Raw genomic sequence first — 20,741 nt, 5'->3', positions numbered from 1 at the left:
GCTCGTCTCGTGCTCCGCGCTGGAGAAATGCGGGAACGCGGCCGAATTCGCCGGAGTGCGTCCGAAATTGCGGATTTCTCCGGCGAGTTTGAGTGCCACGGTCGGGTGGGGCGGTTCCGAGGCAAGCGCGCGCGAGCGGGGCGAACGCCGTGCGCGTGGGAGCAGGCCCCCACGCGCACGGCAGAGCCCGCGCGTTACCCGAGGAGCGACGCGCCGAGCGACTCTCCGGGAGCAAAGCCGGGCAGGATCGCAAACACCGCGGAACCGGTGTGCGTGACCCACTCGTTGAGGAGGTCCAGCTCGTCGAGACGCTGCTGGATCGGAATGAACTGCGTACGCGGATCCCGTTGGAAACACGCGAAGAGCAGACCGGACTCGCCACCCTCATCGTAGTTCGCAGCGCGCCGATAGATGCGCTCTGAGGGATCCGTGGAGTGCGCGCGCCGAATGTGGGCGTAGCTCGGGATCACCGGCAGCCCGATGGCACTCTTCGCCTCAAAATCGACAGGGGTGTGCTCCGTACCGCCGGTGAGCGGAGCCCCATCGTCGAGCGTGCGTCCGATGGTCTGCTCACGTCCGGGCCGATCCACCTGATCCCAAGTGTCGAGCTCCATGCGGATGCGACGCAGCACGAGCGCCGAGCCCCCGGTGAGCCACCCGCCGCCAGCCGCGGCCGAATCGGCAGCGCCAACCCACACGAGGTCTGCGAAGTCCTCATCTTTCGGCGCCGGGTTGATCGTGCCGTCGACCTGCCCCATGAGGTTCCGCATGGTGGTGCCGGACGGCTCGGCGCCGCGGGCCTGGCGGAAACCCTGCTGGCTCCACGCGAGGTCGGCGAAGGTGCGCAGATCGCGCTCGAGCATGCGCGTGGCATGCGCGAGGGGAAGCGGGTCGTCTGCCTGCAGGAGGAGCAGTAGATCGCCCCCATCGTGCGCGCCGTCGAGCCGATCCCGGGAGAACTTCGGGAGCGGGCCGAGCCAAGCTGGGCGCTTCGCCGGATCCACCCGGTTCACAAGCTCGGGGCCGACACCAACCGTGATGGTCAGGCGCGACGGACGAGCAGCGAGCTCGGGCTCGGGATCAGCAAGCGGCGCCGCGCCGGAGGTGAGGCCCTCCACGTCGCCGCTCAGGATGCGGAACATCCGGCGGATCGCGTCGCGGTCCGTCTCCGGCTTCAGCGTGTACGACAGGTACCGCAGGTGCGCGGTGGGCGTCGAGACAACGCCCGCCTGGTGCGCCCCGTGGCAGGGGAGCGTCTCGCCCCCGAAATCGTCCTCTGCCGCGGCCGGTGCGCTCGCCTCCCGCAGTGCGGGGATGCCGAGCGCCGCACCCAGGCCGAGCGCAGCGCCGAGGCCCGCACCGACCGCGCCCCCGGTGAGGAGGGCGCGACGGCCGATCCGACGCTCGTCGCGCGGCTGAGCCTCCGCGGGCGCGGCCCCCGAGACGGGGGCCGCGCTGCTCGGAACGGAACCGGGCTTAGTGTGCGGCATGCTCATCACTCGCGGCATCGCCGTGATCCATATCGCCGTGATCCATGTCGCTGTTCTCGGAGTCGCCGCCCTCGTAGTTCTCCTGGGCGCCCTCGGTCGCCTTCGCGAGTACGGTGACCTCGGCCTTCGAGCCGTCATCGAAGTGCAGCGTGAGCGACACGTCGTCACCCGGCAGGATCGCCTTCGGCATGTCCATGAACATGATGTGGTTGCCGCCGGGCGCAAGCTCGAAGGAGCCGCCGGCCGGGATCACAAACCCGCCGTCCACCTCGCGCATGGTTGCCGTGGCACCCGAGGTGACGGTCTCGTGCAGTTCGACCATCTTCGCGGCGGGGCTCTCGACGCTCACCAGGGTGAGGTCGGTATCGCCCGAGTTCTTCAGCGTGCCGAAGACGCCGGTCATACCCTCCTGTGCCTTGACCCAGCCGCCCTCGATCGAGAACGTCGCATGGCCGCCCTGCTCCGCGTGGGCCTCTTGCGTGTTCTGCTTCGCGGGGGCCTCCGCAGCGGGAGCGGAGGAGCAGCCGGTGAGCAGCAGTGCCGCGGCGAGTGTCGCCCCGGAGAACGCGGCGAATCGCTTCGCGGGGGTCTTCGGTGCTGCGGCGGTCAGTGCGGTGGTGAAGCGGCTCATTTGGTGTCTCCCTCGGTCGAGGCGGTGTCGGTGAAGTTCTGGGTGTCTGCGGCCATGCCCTGTGCGCGGCGACGGCGGCCAACGATGGCAGCGGTGACGCCGCCGATCACGACGACAGCGCCGCCGATGATGGCGATGAGGCCGCCAACGGGCAGGCCAGCGGAGTCGGCGCCCTGCGCGTCCTCGGTGCCGTGCTCGTGGTCAGCGCCGTGCTCGTGCGCCTCGGTCTCGTCCGCGTGCTCGTGGTCGGCGCTTTCTTCCGCGGGTGCGGCAGCGACGATCTCGCCGGTGCCGTCCTCGGCCACGCTGATGCCAAATGCACCCTCGATGGGATGGCCATCGCTCGAAACGACGCGCCACGCTGCCGAGTAGTCGCCGGGCGCGAGGTCCGCGCTCAGCTTCTGGGTGACCACGGGGCCTGCGATCTCGGGCTCGCCATCGCTTGCGTCGGCGCCGTCCGGCCCCGTCACTACCATCTCGGTGCCAACCTCGATGATGCTGTTGTTGAACTTCAGTTCGAACGCCTCGACTGCGCCGGTGCTCGCGTTCGCGACCACCTCCGTGCCGATGAGTTCGTCATGGGCGAGCGCGGGTGCCGCGACGCCGAGTGTGGTTGCGCCCGCGAGGAGCGCGATTGCCGCAAGACCGAGGGACGCTCGATGACGTGCGGCGGATGCTGGTGTGTGAGACATGGTCTCCTGATTCTCTCCGGCGTGCGCCGGGTCCGTGTGCGCCTCTGGCCGCTCCGGGCAGGTGCGCGAAGCGGAGCCCCCGAAATGAGTGCGGGCGCGGGAAAGGATTGAGTGGAATCAGGCGAAGCGCGGCGGGCCGCGCCGAGAGATCGCGCCTGTTGCGAGCAACCGATCGCGCAGCCGCGGCGGCATCGCGAAGCTCTGTGGCGGGGCGACTCGATCCGAGATGGGGATCAGGGCGCGCTGCCGCACCGGGAACGCCCGCTGCAGCGCTCGCCCGAGCGCGAGGAACGCGCGCTCGCCGCGTGCGAGGAGCACCGTGGTGAGCACCGCGGCGATCACGTGCCACACCCACATCGCGGTGTCGGCTGCGCCAGCCTCGGCGAGCCGGGGCGAGAAGCTCTCGAGCGCGGCGAAGTGCGCGGCGTGGGGTGAGACGACCTCGCCGCTCCCACCACCCACGGCAGAAATGCCGAGGCCCGCAAACGTCCAGTGGTAGAGGAACTGCGCGGCGGAGACCGCGAGCGCGAGCCGCCAGAGCGACCCGACGCGGCCGGCCAGCGCGACGCACAGTGGCAGCGTGAGCACCACAGTCGCCGCAACCGACGGCCACGTGATCACGCCACCGGCGATCCCGTGCGAAGCCGCGGCGAGCAGCACGGCTACCGTGGCTCCGAGCGAGCCGCGGAATACGCGAACGCCACGGGTCATTCCGGCATCCGGGACGACCCGCGGGGAACGCCGCGAGCTCTGCATGCGCCCCAGTCTACGCGGCCGCGAGCTGAGCAATGCCCCGGTTGGCGCAGCACCCCGTGCGGCGCACGCACGCCGTTCACGCGCACAGGCTAGACTTGACCCCCGTGTCAGACCTCAATCCGATCACCCAGGAAGCCGCCGACGCGGCCGTCGCGGAAGCGCTTGCCGCGTTTACCGCAGCCGACTCTGTTGCGGCGCTGAAATCCGCTCGCACGGCGCACGCCGGCGACGGCTCGGCCATCGCTCAGTTGAACGCCCGCATGCGCGAAGTGCCCAAGGATGAGAAGGCCGCGACCGGCAAGCTCATGGGCCAGGCTCGCGGACGCATCGAGGGCGCCTACAAGGCGCGCGAGACCGATCTTGTCGCGCAGGAAGCCGCCGCACGCCTCATCGCAGAGACCGTCGACGTGACTGCTGCTCCGACGCGTCAGCGCGCGGGATCGCGGCACCCGCTGGCGCAGCTCCAGGAAGAGGCCGCAGACATCTTCGTCGGCATGGGATGGGAGATCGCCGAGGGGCCCGAGGTTGAGCACGAGTGGTTCAACTTCGATGCGCTCGGCTTCGATCCCGATCATCCGGCACGTGCGATGCAGGACACCTTCTTCGTGGAGCCCGCGGACCGCCACCTGCTGCTGCGCACGCACACCTCACCCGTGCAGATCCGGTCGCTGCTCGGCCGCGAGCTGCCCGTGTACGTTGTGGCGCCCGGCCGGGTGTACCGCACCGACGAGCTCGATGCGACGCACACCCCCGTCTTCCACCAGATCGAGGGCATCGCGATCGATCGCGGTTTGACGATGGCGCACCTGCGCGGCACGCTCGAGCACTTCGCGCGCCAGATGTTCGGCGAGGAAGCGAAGATCCGCCTGCGCCCCAACTTCTTCCCCTTCACCGAGCCCTCCGCCGAGATGGACGTGTGGCAGCCGAACGCCAAGGGCGGCGCGCGTTGGGTCGAGTGGGGCGGTTGCGGCATGGTCGATCCGCGCGTGCTCGACGCCGCAGGGATTGACTCGACCGAGTTCCAGGGCTTCGCGTTCGGCATGGGCATCGAGCGGACCCTGCAGTTCCGTCACGACATTAATGACATGAGAGACATGGTTGAGGGCGACGTTCGCTTCAACCGTCAGTTCGGAGGACTGGTCTAATGCGCGTTCCACTGAGCTGGCTCGGCGAATCTGTTGAGCTCCCCGCGGGAGTGACCCCCGAAGAGGTGCACGCCGATCTGGTGCGCGTCGGCTTCGAGGAAGAGGACATCCGCCGCTTCGATGTCAGCGGTCCCGTCGTCGTGGGCGAGGTGCTCTCCCGTGAGCCTGAGGAACACTCCAACGGCAAGGTGGTCAACTGGTGCCAGGTGCGCGTCGCGCCCGAGGGCCAGAACGCGGCCGACGGCGGCGAGGACGTGCGCGGCATCGTGTGTGGTGCGCACAACTTCGAGGTGGGCGACAAGGTCGTGGTGACCCTGCCCGGTGCTGTGCTGCCCGGCGGTTTCGAGATCGCTGCCCGCAAAACTTACGGTCACGTCTCTGACGGCATGATCGCCTCGGCGCGTGAGCTGTCGCTCGGCGAGGATCACGATGGCATCATTGTGCTCTCCACGCTCGGGCTTGACCCCGAGGTGGGCGCCGATGCGAAGGCGCTCCTCGGGCTCGACGAGACGGCGGTGGAGATCAACGTCACGCCGGATCGCGGCTACGCATTCTCGATTCGTGGCGTCGCACGCGAGGTCTCGCACGCGACGGGGGCGGCGTTCCGCGACCCCGCGACGGCAGTGAACCCCGCAACGGGCACCGGATTCTCCGTGGTGATCGATGACCAGGCGCCCATCCGCGGTCGTGTCGGCGCGGCCGGCTTCATCGCACGCGTGGTGCGCGGTATCGACCAGTCGCGTCCCACCCCCGCGTGGATGGTGGCGCGCCTGCAGCTCGCGGGCATCCGCAGCCTCTCGCTTGAGGTGGACATCTCGAACTACGTGATGCTGGAGCTCGGGCAGCCGCTCCACGCCTACGATCTCGCGAAGCTCTCCGGCGGCATCACGGTGCGCCGTGCGACGGCGGGCGAGACGCTGGTGACGCTCGATAGCCAGGAGCGCACCCTTCACCCCGAGGACCTCGTGATCACGGACGAGTCGGGCGTCATTGGGCTCGCCGGCGTGATGGGCGGCAACTCGACGAAGGCCGACGAGACCACCACCGACGTGCTCATTGAGGCGGCATCGTTCGACGCGATCTCGGTCGCGCGTACCTCGCGTCGCCACAAGCTGCCGAGCGAGGCGTCGAAGCGCTTCGAGCGCGGTGTTGACCCGCTCGTCGCGCGCGCCGCAGCGCAGCGCATGGTCGACCTGCTCGTCGAGCTCGCAGGTGGCACCGCGGACGAGTTGGGCGCCGAGCTTCTCGCGCCGTGGGCGGCGCCGCAGATCGAGCTGCCGCTCGCGCGCATTAACGGCCTGCTCGGTACCGACTACACGGACGCGGAGGCGCGCAACGCGATCGAAATGATCGGCTGCACTGTCGCTGACGCTCCCGCCGACGCCGCGGGAAGTGCTGTGCTGCTGGTGAGCCCGCCGAGCTGGCGCTCGGACCTCACGCGGCCCGCTGACCTCATTGAGGAAGTCGCCCGCGTTGTCGGCTACGACCGCATCCCCTCCGTGCTGCCCGTGGCACCCGCAGGCCGTGGCCTCACGCGCGTGCAGCGACTGCGTCGTCGCGCGGCAAACGTGATCACGGCGGCCGGGCTTGACGAGGTGCAGAGCTACCCGTTCGTCAGCCGTGCGCAGCTCGAGGCGTTCGGCGCGGGCGCGGAGCCCGCGATCCCAGTTCTTGATGGCGTTGCGCAGTCCGAGAACGCAGACGGCCCGGTTGCTGCCGTGAAGCTCGCGAATCCGCTTGATGGGGAATCGCCCTTCATGCGCCGCTCGCTGCTGCCCGGACTCGTGACTGCCGCTCAGCGGAACGTGTCGCGTGGCCTCACCGACCTCGCCCTCGTCGAGTTCGGTTCGGTGTTCGAACCGCGTGCCGACCTCGGTACAGACGTGGTGCCGCCGCTCGCGCAGCTGCCCGATACGGACACGCTCGCTGCGCTCTACGCGTCCGTGCCGCACCAGCCGCGCCGTGCTGCAGCGCTGCTGATCGGCGACGCCGTTGCCAAGCAGGCCGGCGAAAGCGCTCGCGCGGTGGACTGGGCCGACGCGCTTGACGCGGCCCGCATCGTCGCTGGTGCCGTCGCGGCCGAGCTCGTCGTCACCCAGGGCACGCACCGTGCATTCCACCCGGGCCGCACCGCCGAGCTGAGCATTCGCGTCGCCTCTGATGTGGACGGCGAGGACGGTGGCCTCGAGGTCGTTGGTGTTGCCGGCGAACTGCTGCCCGAGCTCGTGGCCGATTCCCACCTCCCGGGTCGCGTCGCCGCGTTCGAGCTTGACCTCGACCGCATCATCGAACTGGCCCCGCGTGAGCCCGAGACCCAGCAGCTGTCCACCTACCCCGCGGCAACGCAGGATCTCACGCTCGTCGTGGGCGCCGATGTGCCCGCGGGCGATGTGCTCGCGGTCGTCACCGCTGGGGCCGGCGAACTGCTCGAGAGCGCCCGCATCGTGGACGACTACCGGGGAACCGGTATCGCCGACGGGCAGAAAGCGCTGACGTTCGCGCTCCGCTTCCGCGCTGAGGATCGTACGCTGAAGGCGGAGGAGGCCAGCGAGGCCAAGCTCGCCGGCGTCGCCGCAGCGGAACTCGCGTTCGACGCGAAGCTGCGGGACTAAGTGATGACGAGCGCGGCGAACCCCGAGACACAGATCGCTCAGGCGTTCGCCGCGCTCGCAGACGCTCAGGTGATCGCTCGCACCGCATTCACCTGCTGCGGAACCTGCGGCGACGCAGAGATCTGGGATGAACGTGACGAGAGCGGCGGCTCGCGCGGCTACGTGTTCTACCACTCACAGGATGCCGAGTGGCTTGCCGAGTCCGGCGAAACGTTTCTGAATTACGGCGCATTTCTAGACGCGTTCTTTACCGAGGACGAATGGGAAGCGCTCGCTGAGTCCGCACGCGAGGAACGCTACGCAGAGATCGTGACCGCGCTCCTGACCGAGACGGTGTTCCCGGTACTGCGACAGCACGGCCTCGAGGTCGAGTGGGATCAGGACCTCGGCACCCGTGTCCTGCTGCGGGTGCCCCAGGCGACGCTCGACGCATCCTGAAAATACGCCGGTGTTCTCCCGGTCTTCCCCTTGTGGTGCGCTGCCCAGGAGGCGGATACTTGCCGCAGAGCCGCCGCACGCTGCACGCTGCGGCGTGAGCAAGGGAGCGGGATAGATGAGCGATCACACGACACAACGCGTCGTACCGAACATTTGGTGCAACGGAACTGCCGCTGAGGCCGGTGCGTTTTACGCGGGCGCGCTTCCTGACACAAGCTACACCGTGGAGTCTCGCTACCCCACGGAGGGGCTGCTGCCGTTCCAGGAGCCGCTCGCGGGTGAGCCGCTGACGGTCGCCGTCACCGTGGGTGATTACCGGTTGGTTCTCGTGAATGCGGGGCCCGAGTTTCGGCCCAACTTGGCGCTGTCGCTCATGCTGAACTTCGATCCCGCGCGGATGAGTGGCGGCGCAATCGAGGCCCGCGAGCAGCTCGATGCGGCGTGGGAACGACTGAGCGACGGCGGCGAGGTGCGCATGCCGCTTGGCGAGTACCCGTTCAGCGCCCGCTACGGCTGGGTTGAAGACCGCTACGGCGTGAACTGGCAGCTGATGCTCACGGATCCCGATGGAGACCCGCGGCCCGCTGTCGTGCCATGTCTCATGTTTGGCGGTCCGGTGCAGAACCGTGCCGACGAGGCGATCGAGTTCTACTCCGAGGTCTTTCCCGATGCCGGGCCCGGCCAGCGAGTACCGTATGGTGAGCCGACGGGCCCGGCATCGGCAGAGGCACTGATGTTCGGTGAATTCCGCATCGGCGATCAGTGGTTTGCGGCGATGGACTCGGGGACGACGCAGACGGAGACATTCGGCTGCGGGCTCTCGCTCGAGGTGCAGTGCGTCGACCAAGCAGAGATCGATCGATTGTGGGACGCGCTCTCGGCAGTTCCCGAAGCGGAGCAGTGTGGCTGGCTCGCAGACCGCTTCGGCGTGAGCTGGCAGATCGTCCCCGAGAATATGGGGGAGCTCATGGCGCACCCCGGCGCGTTCGAGCGGATGCTCGAAATGAAGAAGCTCATCATCGCTGAGCTGTAGTGTGCGTGATCCCGCCCGGTCTGTGCACCGCTAGACTTCCTGAGTCCAGTGAGAGCGGCGGAGGGGAGCACCCGTGCAGGTGAGCGCAAGCGGAGTGAGCAAGGGGCCGGCTGGCCGAGCACTTCCACCCACAGACGTCGAGATGAGCTCAGGCACGGCGGTGTTCGTTGAAGCGGAAACCGCGCAGCGCCCCACCGTGCTCGGCCTGATCGTGAGTGGCCGGATGCGGCCGGATTCGGGCGAGGTGCTGCTCGACGGCGAGCCGAGCGCGCGTGAGCTCAGGAGGCGCATCGCACTTGTTGATGCCCCTGATGTGAGCGAACCGCACGGCGACGTCCGCCTCGAGCACGTCGTCGCAGAAGAACTCATGTTCGCGGGGGAGCCGCCGCGCCCGCTCGCGGCCCGACGCGAGCTCCGCAGTCTGGGCTTTGCCGATCACGCGCGCACACCGCTCGCCGAACTGGCACCCGAAGTGCGGGTTCGAGTGTTGTGCGAGCTCGCGCTGCGTCGCCCCGGGGTCGAAGGCATCGTGCTTGTTTCACCCGACCGTCACGGCGGCGATCCAATGGAGTGGTGGGGCATCGCCTGCGAGCTCGCGGAGCGCGGGCACGCCGTGCTCGTGATCGCGGGGCTCGCCGCCCGAGCCGCTATCGACGCCCACCCAGACGGGTGGCGCACGGGCGAAGTGACGCCGCTGCGCGGAAGCACGGAACTGGCGGAAAATGAGCAAGGAGGGGCACGATGAAGGTGCTGCAGATGGTGCGGGCAGAGTTTGCCCGCCTGTGGGCGACGCCAATGGCGCGACTCGCCTTCATTGCCCTGATGTGCGTCCCACTGCTCTACGGCGGCCTCTACCTGTGGGCCAACCAGGATCCCTACGCAAAGCTTGACCAGGTGCCGGTGGCGCTTGTGGTGGAGGACGCCGGGGTGAAGTCAGGCGACACCGTCCGCTCCATCGGCGACGAGGTCGCGGACAACCTCGTGGAAGATGGCAGCTTTGACTGGCATCGGGTCAGCGCAAAGGACGCGGAACTGGGCATCGCGGAGGGCGCGTACGACTTCTCGCTCACGATCCCGCGCGAGTTCACGGAATCGTTGCAGTCCTCGCAGACGGACAATCCCCACCAGGCGCAGGTCGTGTTGACGACCAATGATGCGAACAGCTACCTCGCCACAACGATCGGTGAGCAGGCGGTGAAGCGCGTGCAGGCGCAGATCGTCCAATCCGTGGGGCGTGAGGCCTCGCGGGCCATGCTCGACGGGCTGGCGGAGGTGCGGACGTCGCTCGGGGATGCCCGTGACGGTGCAGGCAAGCTTGCCGACGGCGCGGGCACCGCCCGTAGCGGCGCACAAACACTCGCAGAAGGACTTGCCACGGCGCATAGCGGCTCCGGTGCGCTCGCCGCCGGGCTCGGAACGCTGGAGGACCGAACGAGCGCGCTGCCGGGGCAGTCCGCTCAGCTTGCGGATGGTGCCGCGAGAGTATCGGCGGGCAACGCCTCGGTCGCGGAGCTCGGTCGTGAGGTTGCCGGCGCGAGCCAGAGTGCGACCGATCGACTCGCGGGGGAGCGGGAGGCCATTCTCGCGGAGCTCACGAAAGCCGGAGTCGACTCCGGCGTGATCGATCGGGTCAACGCGCGTCTCGGCGAAGCCGATACCGTGTTGCGCGACGCGAACTCCCGGGTGCAGGGCGCGAGCGCGCAGCTTACTGAACTGTCCGCGGGGTCCCAGCAGCTCGCTGATGGTGCCCGTGCGCTTGCGGACGCTGCGCCGCAGCTCACCGCCGGAATCCGGGACGCGGCAAGCGGCGCCGGCACGCTGAACGATGGGCTGGGTCAGCTCGCAGACGGGGCTCCGAAGCTTGAGAGCGGGATCGGGCAGCTCGCGACTGGTAGCACCCAGCTCCGTGACGCGCTGGGAGCAGGGGTGCAGAAGCTGCCCGAGAGCACTGCGGATCTGCGTGCAAAGCAGGCGGCGAACATCGCTGATCCGGTCTCGGTGGTCACTGACAAGGTGACTTCGGCGGGGACCTACGGTGCGGGCCTCGCGCCGTTCTTTGTGAGTCTCGCCGCCTGGATCGGTATCTACGCGCTCTTCCTGATCCTGAAACCAGTGTCGCGCCGCGCGGTCACCGCGCTGCATGCGCCGCTGCGGGTGACGCTTGCGGGATGGCTCACCCCCGCTCTGCTCGGCGCAGCTCAGATGCTCGCGCTGTTCGGCATCGTCGCGGGCACGCTCGGGTTCCAGGTCGCGCACCCCATCCCTGCGTACGGCATGATGGCGCTCGCCTCGGCCACATTCGCCGCGATTATTCTCGCGCTGAACGTGTGGCTCGGCAGCGTTGGGCAGTTCATGGGGCTCGTGCTCATGGTGCTGCAGCTTGTCACCGCCGGCGGCACGTTCCCCTGGCAGACGCTTCCCGAACCGCTCGCGACGCTGCACCACTACCTTCCGATGTCGTTTGCGGTCGACGGCCTGCGACAACTCATGTACGGCGGGGATCTGGGTCACGCGGGTCTCGATGCGCTGAGGCTCGGGCTTGTCCTCGTGATCGCGGTGCTTCTTGCGGCGATTGGAGTGTCCCGGATGATGCGGTCGCGCACGCTGCGTGATCTGCAACCGAGCTTGATCGGCTAGTTGTGGCGTCAGCTTTGACGCGAAGGTCGCCGAGCCGAGCGCCATTTTGTATACATTCAATCCCTGATCCCTCGAAATGCTTGCGGCTGCACGCTCTTGTGTATACGCTAGCGTGTGTTGAGAGGGGCGCAGATGCGTGCGAGCGAACGAGCTTACGAAGGTCTGGTTGAGGACATCCAAAGTGGCGCGCTCGCCCCGGGCGCGGTGATCGCCGAGGTCGAGCAGGCCGCCAGACTCGGCGTCAGCCGCACCCCCATGCGAGAAGCGATTGCTCGGCTCGTTGCCGACGGGCTCGTGCGGCAACAGTCTGCACGAGTGCTCGTCGTCGCGGGATTCGATGCTGCCCACATTCGAAGCCTCTTCGAGGTGCGACGCGCGCTCGAAGAAAGTGCTGCACGGCTCGCTGCTCAGCGCGGCGACTCAGCTGTCTTTCATGAGCTCGCCGCGGGATTCCGTGAGGCACACCCCGAGACCAACGCGAGCGCAGCGGATGACTACTACGGGCTCATTGCTCGGTTCGATGCGGCGATCGATGCGGCGGTGCAGAACGACTATCTCACACAGGCGCTCCGTCCGATCCGGGCTCACCTGGCTCGTGCTAGACGGCTTGCCCGCGACAACGCGGAGCGGCTGCACCAATCCGTCGTTGAACATGCGCTGATTGCAGAGGCAATCGCGGCGCGGGATCCCGATCTTGCTGCGCACGCGACGCACGTACACCTGCACCACGCACTCACCTCGATTCTCGGCGCGATTGATGGGGCGCCGAGCACCGATCACTTGTAACCCCTCACTCCAACGAAGGAGCACCACAATGACCGTTTCGCACCCCGTTCGTGTGTATCGCAGCGAAGAGCCACTGCCACGTGAGGAGCAGCTGGCCTGGAAGATTGCGGAGGTCGCGGCCGACCCGGTAGAAGTCGACGCCGAGGTGACTGACATGGTGATCAATCGCATCATCGACAACGCGGCGGTGGCAGCGGCCTCGCTGACACGCGGCCCAATTATTGCTGCGCGGGCACAGGCGCTCGCGCATCCTGTGTCGACGGGCGGAGCCGGTGCGACGGTGTTCGGACTCGCGTCGGAGGAGGGTGACGCGCATCTCACCAGCCCCGAGTGGGCGGCGTGGGCGAACGGAGTCGCGGTGCGCGAGCTCGACTACCATGACACATTCCTCGCCGCCGAGTACTCGCATCCGGGCGACAATATCCCGCCGATCCTCGCCGTAGCGCAGCACACCGCGGCCGACGGTCGCTCGCTCGTGCGGGGTATCGCTACCGGGTACGAGATCCAGATGGACTTGGTGCGCGCGATATGCCTGCACAAGCACAAAATCGATCATGTCGCGCACCTCGGGCCGTCCGCAGCTGCAGGCATCGGGACCCTGTTGGGGCTCGACGTTGCGACGATCGCCCAAGCGGTCGCCCAGGGACTGCACACCACGACCGCGACCCGGCAATCGCGGAAGGGCGAAATCTCCACGTGGAAGGCGCATGCCCCAGCCTTTGCAGGGAAAATGGCCGTTGAAGCAGTAGACCGTGCGATGCGCGGGCAGACCTCGCCGAGCCCGATCTATGAGGGTGAAGACGGTGTGATTGCGTGGCTGCTCGACGGGCCGGACGCGCGCTACGACGTGCCGCTGCCCGCGGCCGGAGAGCCCAAGCGTGCGATTCTTGAGAGCTACACGAAGGAGCACTCTGCCGAGTACCAGGCTCAGGCATGGATCGACCTCGCCCGGAAGCTGCACCGGGAGCATCCCGAGTTTGCCGACCCCGAGAACGTGGCCCGGATCGTGCTGCATACGAGCCACCACACACACTTTGTGATTGGTTCTGGTGCGAACGATCCGCAGAAGTATGATCCCACCGCTTCGCGGGAGACACTCGATCACTCGATTCCCTACATCTTTGCCGTGGCGCTGCAGGATGGCGGTTGGCACCACGTCGACTCGTACACCCCGGAGCGTGCGGGCCGCGCTGATACGGTGGCGCTCTGGCGCAAGGTGACGACCGCGGAGGACGCCGAGTGGACACGCCGATACCACTCGGAGGACCCGAACGAGAAGGCGTTTGGCGGCCGTGTGGAGATCGAGCTGAACAGCGGGGAGCGGGTCATTGATGAGATCGCAGTTGCCGATGCACATCCGCTTGGTGCTCGCCCATTTGCTCGCGAGCAGTACGTTGCGAAGTTCCGCACACTTGCAGAGCCCGTGCTTGAGGCAGCCGAGATCGAGCGTTTTCTTGAGCTCGTGCAGCGCCTCCCTGAGCTCAACGCCGCCGAGGTGCGGGAGCTCGGGATTGTCGCGAAGCCTGGGACCATCGATCTTGCGGGCGCACCGAAGGGACTGTTCTGATGCTGTACTCGAAGACGCCGGCCGCGGAAAAGCGTCGGCTGTTCCGTGAACGACTTGCCAGCGGCGAACTGCTGCGCTTCCCCGGAGCGTTCAACCCGTTATCGGCGAGGATGATTGAACAGAAGGGGTTTGATGGGGTCTACATCTCGGGAGCGGTGCTCTCGGCCGACCTTGGTCTCCCCGACATTGGGCTCACCACACTCACTGAGGTTGCAGGACGGGCGCAGCAGATTGCCCGAATGACCGAATTGCCTGCACTCGTTGACGCAGACACCGGCTTCGGAGAACCGATGAATGTGGCGCGGACGATTCAGACTCTTGAAGATGCTGGCCTCGCTGGCGCGCACATTGAGGACCAGATCAACCCGAAGCGGTGCGGTCACCTCGACGGAAAAGCGGTGGTGGACGAGGCGACGGCGTTGAAGCGGATTCGTGCCGCCGTCGACGCTCGGAGAGACGAGAACTTCTTGGTGATGGCACGCACAGACATCCGCGCGACCGCGCCCGGTGATGTTGGCCTCCGTGCGGCCGTTGATCGCGCGCAGGCGCTCGTCGACGCGGGAGCAGACGCGATCTTCCCTGAGGCGATGCGCACGCTCGAGGAATTTGCGGCAGTGCGCGCAGCGATTGACGTGCCGATCCTCGCCAATATGACCGAGTTCGGAAAGAGCGAGCTCTTCAGCGCTCAGCAGCTCTCGGACGTCGGGGTCAACCTGGTCATTTGGCCCGTCTCAATGCTGCGTATCGCGATGGGCGCGACGGAACGGGCGCTCGACACGTTGAACGCAGAAGGGCACCTCACCAGCAAACTCGGCGAGATGCAGCATCGAGCCGAGCTCTACGACCTCGTTGATTACGAGAGCTACAACCATTTCGACACGAGTGTGTTCAACTTTGAGGTGGAACGCTAGCGTCGCCACGTATTCGCGGGCGGGCGGCCCAGCGGAACGGCCGCCCGCACCGGCCCGACACTCTTCGCAAAGGAGCGATCATGTCTGACACGGAAATCAAGAAGGGGCTCGCAGGAGTCGTCGTTGACGAAACTGCGATTTCAAAGGTCAACCCCGAGACCAACAGCCTGCTCTACCGGGGGTACCCGGTGCAGGAACTCGCCGCCACCCAGCCGTTTGAAGCGGTCGCCTACCTCCTCTGGCACGGAGAGCTCCCGAGCGCGGGGCAGCTTGCTGAGTTTGAACAGCGTGAGCGGTCACTTCGCTCGCTCGATCCGCGTACGTTGCAACTCTTGGACGCAATGCCCGCGGACGCGCACCCGATGGATCTCGTTCGTACGGCAGTGAGTCAGCTCGGCGCATTCGATGGGACGCTGCACGAGGCGAACGGCTGGACGGACCGCACGCTCGATCTCGGTCGTGCGGAGTACCTGTTCGCACAACTGCCCACCATCGTCGCGGCCGTGCAGCGTCGCCGACGCGGACTCCCACTGATCGCCCCACGGGATGATCTCGATTACTCGCGGAACTTTCTCTGGATGACCTTTGGTGAGTTGCCGTCGGATGCGGCGGTCGACGTGTTCCGGGTGTCACTCGTGCTGTACGCCGAGCATTCGTTCAACGCATCAACATTCACTGCACGTGTGATTGCCTCAACGACCTCGGATATGTATTCCGCGGTGGTCGGTGCGGTCGGCGCGCTAAAGGGGCCCCTCCACGGTGGCGCCAACGAAGCGGTGATGCACGTGCTGGAGGAAATCGGTCGCGCTGAGAACGTCGTGCCGTGGTTGGACGCCGCGATCGCAGAGAAGCGCAAGATCATGGGCTTCGGCCACCGAGTCTACAAACACGGAGACTCTCGGGTACCCACCATGCACGCCGCACTGCAGGTGCTGCTCGAGGAGAGCAGTCGAAGAGACTTGGCGGACTTGTATGCAGCACTCGAGGCTGAGTTCGTCGCACGCAAGGGGATCTACCCGAACCTGGACTACCCCTCCGGCCCGGCTTACCATCTGCTGGGTTTCGACACCGAGATCTTCACCCCGATCTTTGTGGCCGCGCGCGTGACTGGATGGACCGCACACATCATGGAGCAGGCAGCCTCGAACGCGCTGATCCGCCCACTCTCCGCATACAACGGCGCGGAGGAGCGTCATGTTCCGTGAGACGCTTCACGGCAGCCACGTCGCACTGCCGCCGCGCGGCGGAGTGTGCGCGGTTGCGCTGCGGGCGCGGGCGTGAACTTGTAGCGTGGAGGCACACCCAGCGCGGGGTACCACTGTGGCCCCTGGTCCCGAGAGAAGGCGAATTCCATGACTCAGACTTCGATCCCCGAGAACTCCGACGACCGCGTAATCCTCACCGAGGTGCGCGGACGCGTTGGCTGGATCACACTGAACCGGCCTGCTGCGTTGAACGCGTTGAACGGTCAGCTGGTTGGCGAGCTCATCGACGCCGCGCTCGCGTTTGACGCTTCACCTGAGATTGGTTGCATCGTGATCACCGGCTCCGAGCGTGCGTTCGCCGCTGGGGCCGACATCAAGGAGATGGCGGAGCACGGGTTCTCAGACATGTTCTTGAACAGCGCGTTCCCCAGCTGGGAGGGTTTCGAGCGGATGCGCACGCCGGTCGTGGCCGCGGTCTCCGGCTTTGCGCTGGGTGGCGGGTGCGAGCTTGCCATGATGTGCGACATCATTCTCGCCGCTGATTCAGCGAAGTTCGGTCAGCCGGAGATCAACCTCGGTGTCCTTCCCGGTTTCGGTGGCTCGCAGCGACTGCCGAGAGCGATCGGCAAGTACAAGGCTGCCGAGATGGTCTTGACGGGACGGATGATGGGAGCTGAGGAGGCTGAGCGCTCGGGCCTCGTGTCACGCGTGGTGCCGGCTGCAGAGCTGTTGGATGAGGCAACCTCGCTCTCGGAGACCATCGCTTCGAAGTCGCTGCCAGCGCTCTACGCCGCAAAGAACGCGCTGCAGGCAGCGCAAGAAGTTCCGCTCTCTGAAGGTCTTCGTCTTGAGCGGCTCGCGTTCGCTGCGGCGTTCGCAACCGACGATCAGAAGGAGGGCATGCGCGCCTTCGCAGAGAAGCGCGAGGCGAATTTCACGCATCGGTAGGCGCGACGGGTGGCTCCCTCTTGGGCTCGGGAATCGCCTGGCCTCGCGGGAGCCGAGCAAAGCGAACACGGCTTGGTGGCGGCTCAGAATACTCGCGTCGAGTCGGGGTCACCCAAGTAAGCATGCCGTTGCTCTGCTGAGTACTGTGCCAGTCGCCATGATGCTTCACGGAATGGTGACCACGGCAGAGGTGCGCGAGATTCTCGCGTGACGTGCTCCCGCCCTTCGCGAACGCGACCGTGTGATCGAGGTTGCAGCGGTGCACCGGAACGCGGCACCCAGGGAATCGACAGTGGAGATCTCTCACACGGAGGAAGCGCCGCAGTGCGGCACTGGGCCGGTAGCGATCGATCGAGGAAATGTCGCCGATACTTGTCGTGGTGACTCGCTCCCACCAATCTGTGTGCAGCAGAAATCTGGTCGCGGTGACCATGTCGATTGTGCCGTGGCCCGCGACTTCAGCAGGCGGGGGCAACGAGTCCTCGGGTTTGGTGCTCGACGCGGGAACAACAAGGTGAATCCGAGCTTGAACAGCCTCCTCAGGTGTGCCAGCGGTCAATGTCGTTGGGGATGCGGCGAGCAGCAGGTCGATGAGTGCGTCGACTCGGGTCTGCTCAAGTGTGCGTGCGTCGCGGGGTGCCCCGGTGGCCTGGCCCTTACGGGGTGAATCGGTGCGCGTGCCTGTGTGCGCAAGCTTGGCGATGCGCGTGAGGCGGTCATGAATCGCGTGCGCTTCGACGAGCGGGAGGTGAGCGATGAGATCTGCCATACCGTGTGCTCGGTCAATCAGTCGCACGCTCCGTAGACCCCGTGCGACGCGGTGTTGTTCTGCGTGTGAGCGTGGTGAGACCTGCGTCGCGATTCGTGTGGCCAGAGGTCGCAGTCGACTCGGCGTCGTCTGTCTGGCTTCCGCAAGTATCGCTGTCTCATAGGTGGCGCGTTGTGCTGTGGTATCGGGATCTTCGTCCGTACCGATCATCGAAGCCGCAGCAGTGATGACTGCGGCGTGGCCGAGCCCAATCTCACCCGCTTGAAGTGCCGTGTGCGTGCGGGTGAACTGCGTCGCCAATGCGCGAGCGGTCGCCAAATCGCCTTCCACCTGTCGCTCGCTCTGCTGGAGGGTGGCCGCGATCTCGGCGCGGAGCGATCGTATCTGCAGCTCTCGCTCAGCGTGAGTGTCGCGCGGCTGAGCGCGCTCTGGTCCGCCTCCGTCTTTTGGGGCGTGGGGAGGTCCTGGAACCTCGGGCGCTCGTGGCTTCAGCGCGTCCGTGAGTGCCGCTGCGAGCAACGACATCCGCTCCGCGTCGCGAGCGCGTTGCTCCTGCTCGAGCGTCTCGAGGCGTCCAAGAATCTGGGCTCGATCCGCGAAGGAGCCGGTCGTCGAAAATGCGGTGCTGAGAGACATGCACCCATTGAGCCAGACCATTCTCCTCTCCGCAGAAGCTATCCACAGACAGCTCGGGATCCTCCCGGACCCCACCGTGGCTGTGGAGAACTGTCCGTGGGTCGCCCACGAAGTGCCAGAATAGGGGGAGCGCAATCGAAAGGAGCGTCGATGACGTACAGCGTGGCGGTAGCGGGGGCATCGGGGTATGCCGGAGGTGAGATCCTGCGCCTGCTCGCCGGGCATCCGGAATTCGACGTGCGAACGGTCACCGGGCACTCGACCGCCGGCCAGCCGCTCATCGCTTCACAGCCCCACCTGCGTTCGCTTGCTCATCTCACGCTTCAGCCCACCACCCCCGAGGTGCTCGACGGCCATGACATTGTGTTCTTCGCTCTCCCGCACGGTGCGTCCGGTGAGCTCACCGCGCAGCTCACCAATGTGCGGCTCGCGGTTGACTGCGGCGCAGACCACCGCCTGACCAGCGCAGAGGATTGGGCGGCGTTCTATGGTGGCGAACATCACGAGGCCTGGGCGTATGGTGTGCCTGAGCTGCTTGTCGCTGGGGCTGGGAAGCAACGTGACGCGCTCGTGGGGACGAACCGTATCGCGGCGCCCGGGTGCAATGCTTCGACGGTCGCGCTTTCGCTCGCGCCGGGAATCGCTGCGGGTGTGATCGAGGCGGGCGATATCGTGTCTGTGCTTGCTGTTGGGCCTTCCGGCGCAGGGAAGGCCGCGAAGACCCACCTGCTGGGAGCCGAACTCATGGGGACGGCCAACCCGTACGCTGTGGGCGGCACGCATCGGCACATCCCCGAGATCCAGCAGGCCCTCCGTGGAGCAGGTGCTCGTGCCGAGGTGAAACTGAGCTTCACTCCGGTGCTTGTTCCAATGAGTCGCGGAATTCTCGCAACCTCGACCGCCCGCATCGTGCCTGGTGTGACGGCCGCTGAGGTGCGAGCAGCCTGGGAGGACGCATACGCTGACGAGACGTTTGTGCACGTGCTGCCAGAGGGCGTGTTCCCGCGCACCGCTGACACGTTGGGGGCCAACACCTGCCTCATGGGCATCGCTATCGACGAGGCCGCGGGACGCGTCGTTGTCGTCGCGGCGCTCGACAATCTCGCAAAGGGCACAGCGGGGGCCGCGATTCAGTCGGCGAATATCGCGCTCGGTCTTCCTGAGTCGACGGGATTGAGCGTGAACGGCGTCGCGCCGTAGTACCCCAGCGCCGTGCGCTGGAACGCCGCCGCACTGCACTGACCTCCGAGCGCGACCCTGCGCACCACTGACGAGACTTTCCACCCAACACACGCCGCCGTTGCGCGGCACCAAGGAGACACCGTGACCGTCACCACCCCAGCTGGTTTCCGTTCCGCAGGCATTGCGGTCGGTCTGAAAAGCACGGGTAAGCCCGATCTCGCCCTTGTTGTGAACGATGGCCCCGCGCCCGCGAGCGCTGTGGTGTTCACGAGCAATCGAGCACAGGCGAACCCGATTCTGTGGAGCCGCAAGGTCGCGGACAACGGTCCGGCGCGCGCGATCATTCTGAACTCTGGCGGAGCCAACTGCTTCACGGGCGACTTTGGGTACGAGACCACCCGGCTCACTGCCGAGGCGGTTGCTGCGCAACTTGGCGAGGCCGACGCGGCTGAGCGGGTTCTCGTGTGCTCGACGGGCCTCATCGGCACGGGCGATCAGAGCTTCCGCGACAAGATCGTTAACAACGTTCCGGAGCTTGTCGCGCGCCTCGCCGCGGACGATACAACGGCGCCCGCCGCGATCCTCACCACCGACTCAGTCGAAAAGACCGCCGTGCACACAGGGGAGGGGTGGACCATCGGCGCAATGGCGAAGGGTGCGGGAATGCTTGCGCCCGGCCTTGCCACGATGCTCGTCGTCATCACCACTGATGCCGTGCTCGACGACGCTGCGCTCGATCGCGCCCTGCGCGGAGCAACGGCACCGAGCTTCGATCGACTGGACTCCGACGGTTGCATGTCGACGAATGACCAGGTCACCCTGCTCGCAAGCGGTGCGTCGGGCGTCACTCCCGATGAGGCAGAATTCGCGGCGGCGCTCGTGCAGGTGTGCGATAGCCTCGCTGCCCAGCTTCAAGCTGACGCGGAGGGGGCAAGCCACGACATTGACATCGAGGTTCGTGGGGCCGCGAGCGAGGCCGACGCGGTTGAGGTCGGCCGCTCGGTTGCACGGAACAACCTGTTCAAGGCTGCGATCTTCGGCAACGACCCGAACTGGGGCCGCGTGCTCGCCGCCATCGGCACGACCGATGCCGCATTTGATCCGTACCAGGTCGACGTGTCCTTCAACGGAGTGCGACTCTGCCACGCCGGTGCGCCTGACCGTCCGGTGAGCGAGTGCGACCTCACTCCGCGTCGCACTCACGTCGAGATCGACCTGTTCGCGGGGGCGCACACTGCCACCATCCGGACAAACGACCTCACGCACGACTACGTGCACGAGAACAGCGCGTACTCGAGCTAGG

Annotated in this window: 18 protein-coding genes; 13 read left to right on the top strand and 5 right to left on the bottom strand. The window is 66.7% G+C overall.

The genetic code is table 11. The features are described from left to right. Positions 1–194: 194 nt before the first annotated feature. The 4 genes from ACR81A_RS10045 to ACR81A_RS10030 form a co-directional block, all read right to left on the bottom strand. The gene (locus tag ACR81A_RS10045; RefSeq protein ID WP_440311728.1) at positions 195–1,490 is read right to left on the bottom strand and encodes a Dyp-type peroxidase; all 1,296 of its coding nucleotides are present in this window, start codon (positions 1,488–1,490) and stop codon (positions 195–197) included. Then, positions 1,477–2,121, bottom strand: a complete 645-nt coding sequence (locus ACR81A_RS10040) for a copper chaperone PCu(A)C (RefSeq protein WP_237462239.1) — start codon at positions 2,119–2,121, stop codon at positions 1,477–1,479. Before ACR81A_RS10040 ends, ACR81A_RS10045 begins: the two co-directional genes overlap by 14 nt. Next, entirely contained in the window at positions 2,118–2,813 is a 696-nt protein-coding gene (locus tag ACR81A_RS10035) for a copper resistance CopC family protein (RefSeq protein ID WP_202381237.1), read from the bottom strand. Before ACR81A_RS10035 ends, ACR81A_RS10040 begins: the two co-directional genes overlap by 4 nt. Positions 2,814–2,930: 117 nt before the next feature. Then, positions 2,931–3,569, bottom strand: coding sequence for a hypothetical protein (locus ACR81A_RS10030; protein WP_440311727.1), 639 nt, complete (start codon positions 3,567–3,569; stop codon positions 2,931–2,933). A gap of 104 nt (positions 3,570–3,673) precedes the next feature. On the opposite strand from ACR81A_RS10030, the gene pheS reads away from it, so the two are divergent. The 11 genes from pheS (at position 3,674) to ACR81A_RS09975 (ending at position 16,851) form a co-directional block, all read left to right on the top strand. After that, complete coding sequence (gene pheS, locus ACR81A_RS10025; protein WP_202381239.1) at positions 3,674–4,714, top strand: phenylalanine--tRNA ligase subunit alpha; 1,041 nt, start codon at positions 3,674–3,676, stop codon at positions 4,712–4,714. Next, on the top strand, positions 4,714–7,326 hold the full coding sequence (gene pheT / locus ACR81A_RS10020; protein ID WP_440311726.1) for a phenylalanine--tRNA ligase subunit beta: 2,613 nt from the start codon (positions 4,714–4,716) through the stop codon (positions 7,324–7,326). The genes pheS and pheT overlap by 1 nt, the downstream gene beginning before the upstream one ends. Positions 7,327–7,329: 3 nt before the next feature. Further along, entirely contained in the window at positions 7,330–7,764 is a 435-nt protein-coding gene (locus ACR81A_RS10015; protein ID WP_440311725.1) for a DUF6891 domain-containing protein, read from the top strand. Between the two features lie 115 nt (positions 7,765–7,879). Beyond that, complete coding sequence (locus tag ACR81A_RS10010; RefSeq protein WP_440311724.1) at positions 7,880–8,797, top strand: VOC family protein; 918 nt, start codon at positions 7,880–7,882, stop codon at positions 8,795–8,797. A 142-nt stretch (positions 8,798–8,939) separates the two neighbouring features. After that, complete coding sequence (locus ACR81A_RS10005; protein WP_440311723.1) at positions 8,940–9,542, top strand: hypothetical protein; 603 nt, start codon at positions 8,940–8,942, stop codon at positions 9,540–9,542. Next, on the top strand, positions 9,539–11,434 hold the full coding sequence (locus ACR81A_RS10000) for a YhgE/Pip domain-containing protein (RefSeq protein WP_202381244.1): 1,896 nt from the start codon (positions 9,539–9,541) through the stop codon (positions 11,432–11,434). Before ACR81A_RS10005 ends, ACR81A_RS10000 begins: the two co-directional genes overlap by 4 nt. A 132-nt stretch (positions 11,435–11,566) precedes the next feature. Further along, the gene (locus ACR81A_RS09995; RefSeq protein ID WP_202381245.1) at positions 11,567–12,220 is read left to right on the top strand and encodes a GntR family transcriptional regulator; all 654 of its coding nucleotides are present in this window, start codon (positions 11,567–11,569) and stop codon (positions 12,218–12,220) included. A 28-nt stretch (positions 12,221–12,248) separates the two neighbouring features. Further along, positions 12,249–13,787, top strand: coding sequence for an MmgE/PrpD family protein (locus ACR81A_RS09990; protein ID WP_440311722.1), 1,539 nt, complete (start codon positions 12,249–12,251; stop codon positions 13,785–13,787). Next, complete coding sequence (gene prpB / locus ACR81A_RS09985; protein WP_202381247.1) at positions 13,787–14,698, top strand: methylisocitrate lyase; 912 nt, start codon at positions 13,787–13,789, stop codon at positions 14,696–14,698. The genes ACR81A_RS09990 and prpB overlap by 1 nt, the downstream gene beginning before the upstream one ends. A gap of 80 nt (positions 14,699–14,778) precedes the next feature. Next, a complete protein-coding gene (locus ACR81A_RS09980; RefSeq protein WP_440311721.1) occupies positions 14,779–15,903 on the top strand; it encodes a bifunctional 2-methylcitrate synthase/citrate synthase in 1,125 nt (374 codons plus the stop codon). A 147-nt stretch (positions 15,904–16,050) separates the two neighbouring features. Continuing rightward, positions 16,051–16,851, top strand: coding sequence for an enoyl-CoA hydratase-related protein (locus ACR81A_RS09975; protein ID WP_202381249.1), 801 nt, complete (start codon positions 16,051–16,053; stop codon positions 16,849–16,851). On the opposite strand, the gene ACR81A_RS09970 is transcribed toward ACR81A_RS09975, so the two are convergent. Next, complete coding sequence (locus tag ACR81A_RS09970; RefSeq protein WP_440311720.1) at positions 16,838–18,256, bottom strand: DUF222 domain-containing protein; 1,419 nt, start codon at positions 18,254–18,256, stop codon at positions 16,838–16,840. The genes ACR81A_RS09975 and ACR81A_RS09970 overlap by 14 nt on opposite strands. Before the next feature lie 150 nt (positions 18,257–18,406). Between ACR81A_RS09970 and argC the strand changes: the two genes are divergently transcribed. Next, the gene (gene argC / locus ACR81A_RS09965; protein ID WP_440311719.1) at positions 18,407–19,456 is read left to right on the top strand and encodes an N-acetyl-gamma-glutamyl-phosphate reductase; all 1,050 of its coding nucleotides are present in this window, start codon (positions 18,407–18,409) and stop codon (positions 19,454–19,456) included. Between the two features lie 123 nt (positions 19,457–19,579). After that, entirely contained in the window at positions 19,580–20,740 is a 1,161-nt protein-coding gene (argJ, locus tag ACR81A_RS09960) for a bifunctional glutamate N-acetyltransferase/amino-acid acetyltransferase ArgJ (protein ID WP_440311718.1), read from the top strand. Position 20,741: the final 1 nt, after the last annotated feature.

Origin of the sequence: Leucobacter chromiireducens (assembly GCF_051993095.1) — a bacterium.
Lineage (GTDB): Bacteria > Actinomycetota > Actinomycetes > Actinomycetales > Microbacteriaceae > Leucobacter > Leucobacter chromiireducens.
This window is presented reverse-complemented; position numbering and strand designations above follow the sequence as displayed.

What these genes read in the sequence shown, in the direction of transcription:
- ACR81A_RS10045 (WP_440311728.1), bottom strand. Translation starts at nt 1,490, where the DNA reads ATGCCGCACACTAAGCCCGGTTCCGTTCCGAGCAGCGCGGCCCCCGTC.
- ACR81A_RS10040 (WP_237462239.1), bottom strand. Translation starts at nt 2,121, where the DNA reads ATGAGCCGCTTCACCACCGCACTGACCGCCGCAGCACCGAAGACCCCC.
- ACR81A_RS10035 (WP_202381237.1), bottom strand. Translation starts at nt 2,813, where the DNA reads ATGTCTCACACACCAGCATCCGCCGCACGTCATCGAGCGTCCCTCGGT.
- ACR81A_RS10030 (WP_440311727.1), bottom strand. Translation starts at nt 3,569, where the DNA reads ATGCAGAGCTCGCGGCGTTCCCCGCGGGTCGTCCCGGATGCCGGAATG.
- pheT (WP_440311726.1), top strand. Translation starts at nt 4,714, where the DNA reads ATGCGCGTTCCACTGAGCTGGCTCGGCGAATCTGTTGAGCTCCCCGCG.
- ACR81A_RS10015 (WP_440311725.1), top strand. Translation starts at nt 7,330, where the DNA reads ATGACGAGCGCGGCGAACCCCGAGACACAGATCGCTCAGGCGTTCGCC.
- ACR81A_RS10010 (WP_440311724.1), top strand. Translation starts at nt 7,880, where the DNA reads ATGAGCGATCACACGACACAACGCGTCGTACCGAACATTTGGTGCAAC.
- ACR81A_RS10005 (WP_440311723.1), top strand. Translation starts at nt 8,940, where the DNA reads ATGAGCTCAGGCACGGCGGTGTTCGTTGAAGCGGAAACCGCGCAGCGC.
- ACR81A_RS10000 (WP_202381244.1), top strand. Translation starts at nt 9,539, where the DNA reads ATGAAGGTGCTGCAGATGGTGCGGGCAGAGTTTGCCCGCCTGTGGGCG.
- ACR81A_RS09995 (WP_202381245.1), top strand. Translation starts at nt 11,567, where the DNA reads ATGCGTGCGAGCGAACGAGCTTACGAAGGTCTGGTTGAGGACATCCAA.
- ACR81A_RS09990 (WP_440311722.1), top strand. Translation starts at nt 12,249, where the DNA reads ATGACCGTTTCGCACCCCGTTCGTGTGTATCGCAGCGAAGAGCCACTG.
- prpB (WP_202381247.1), top strand. Translation starts at nt 13,787, where the DNA reads ATGCTGTACTCGAAGACGCCGGCCGCGGAAAAGCGTCGGCTGTTCCGT.
- ACR81A_RS09980 (WP_440311721.1), top strand. Translation starts at nt 14,779, where the DNA reads ATGTCTGACACGGAAATCAAGAAGGGGCTCGCAGGAGTCGTCGTTGAC.
- ACR81A_RS09975 (WP_202381249.1), top strand. Translation starts at nt 16,051, where the DNA reads ATGACTCAGACTTCGATCCCCGAGAACTCCGACGACCGCGTAATCCTC.
- ACR81A_RS09970 (WP_440311720.1), bottom strand. Translation starts at nt 18,256, where the DNA reads ATGTCTCTCAGCACCGCATTTTCGACGACCGGCTCCTTCGCGGATCGA.
- argC (WP_440311719.1), top strand. Translation starts at nt 18,407, where the DNA reads ATGACGTACAGCGTGGCGGTAGCGGGGGCATCGGGGTATGCCGGAGGT.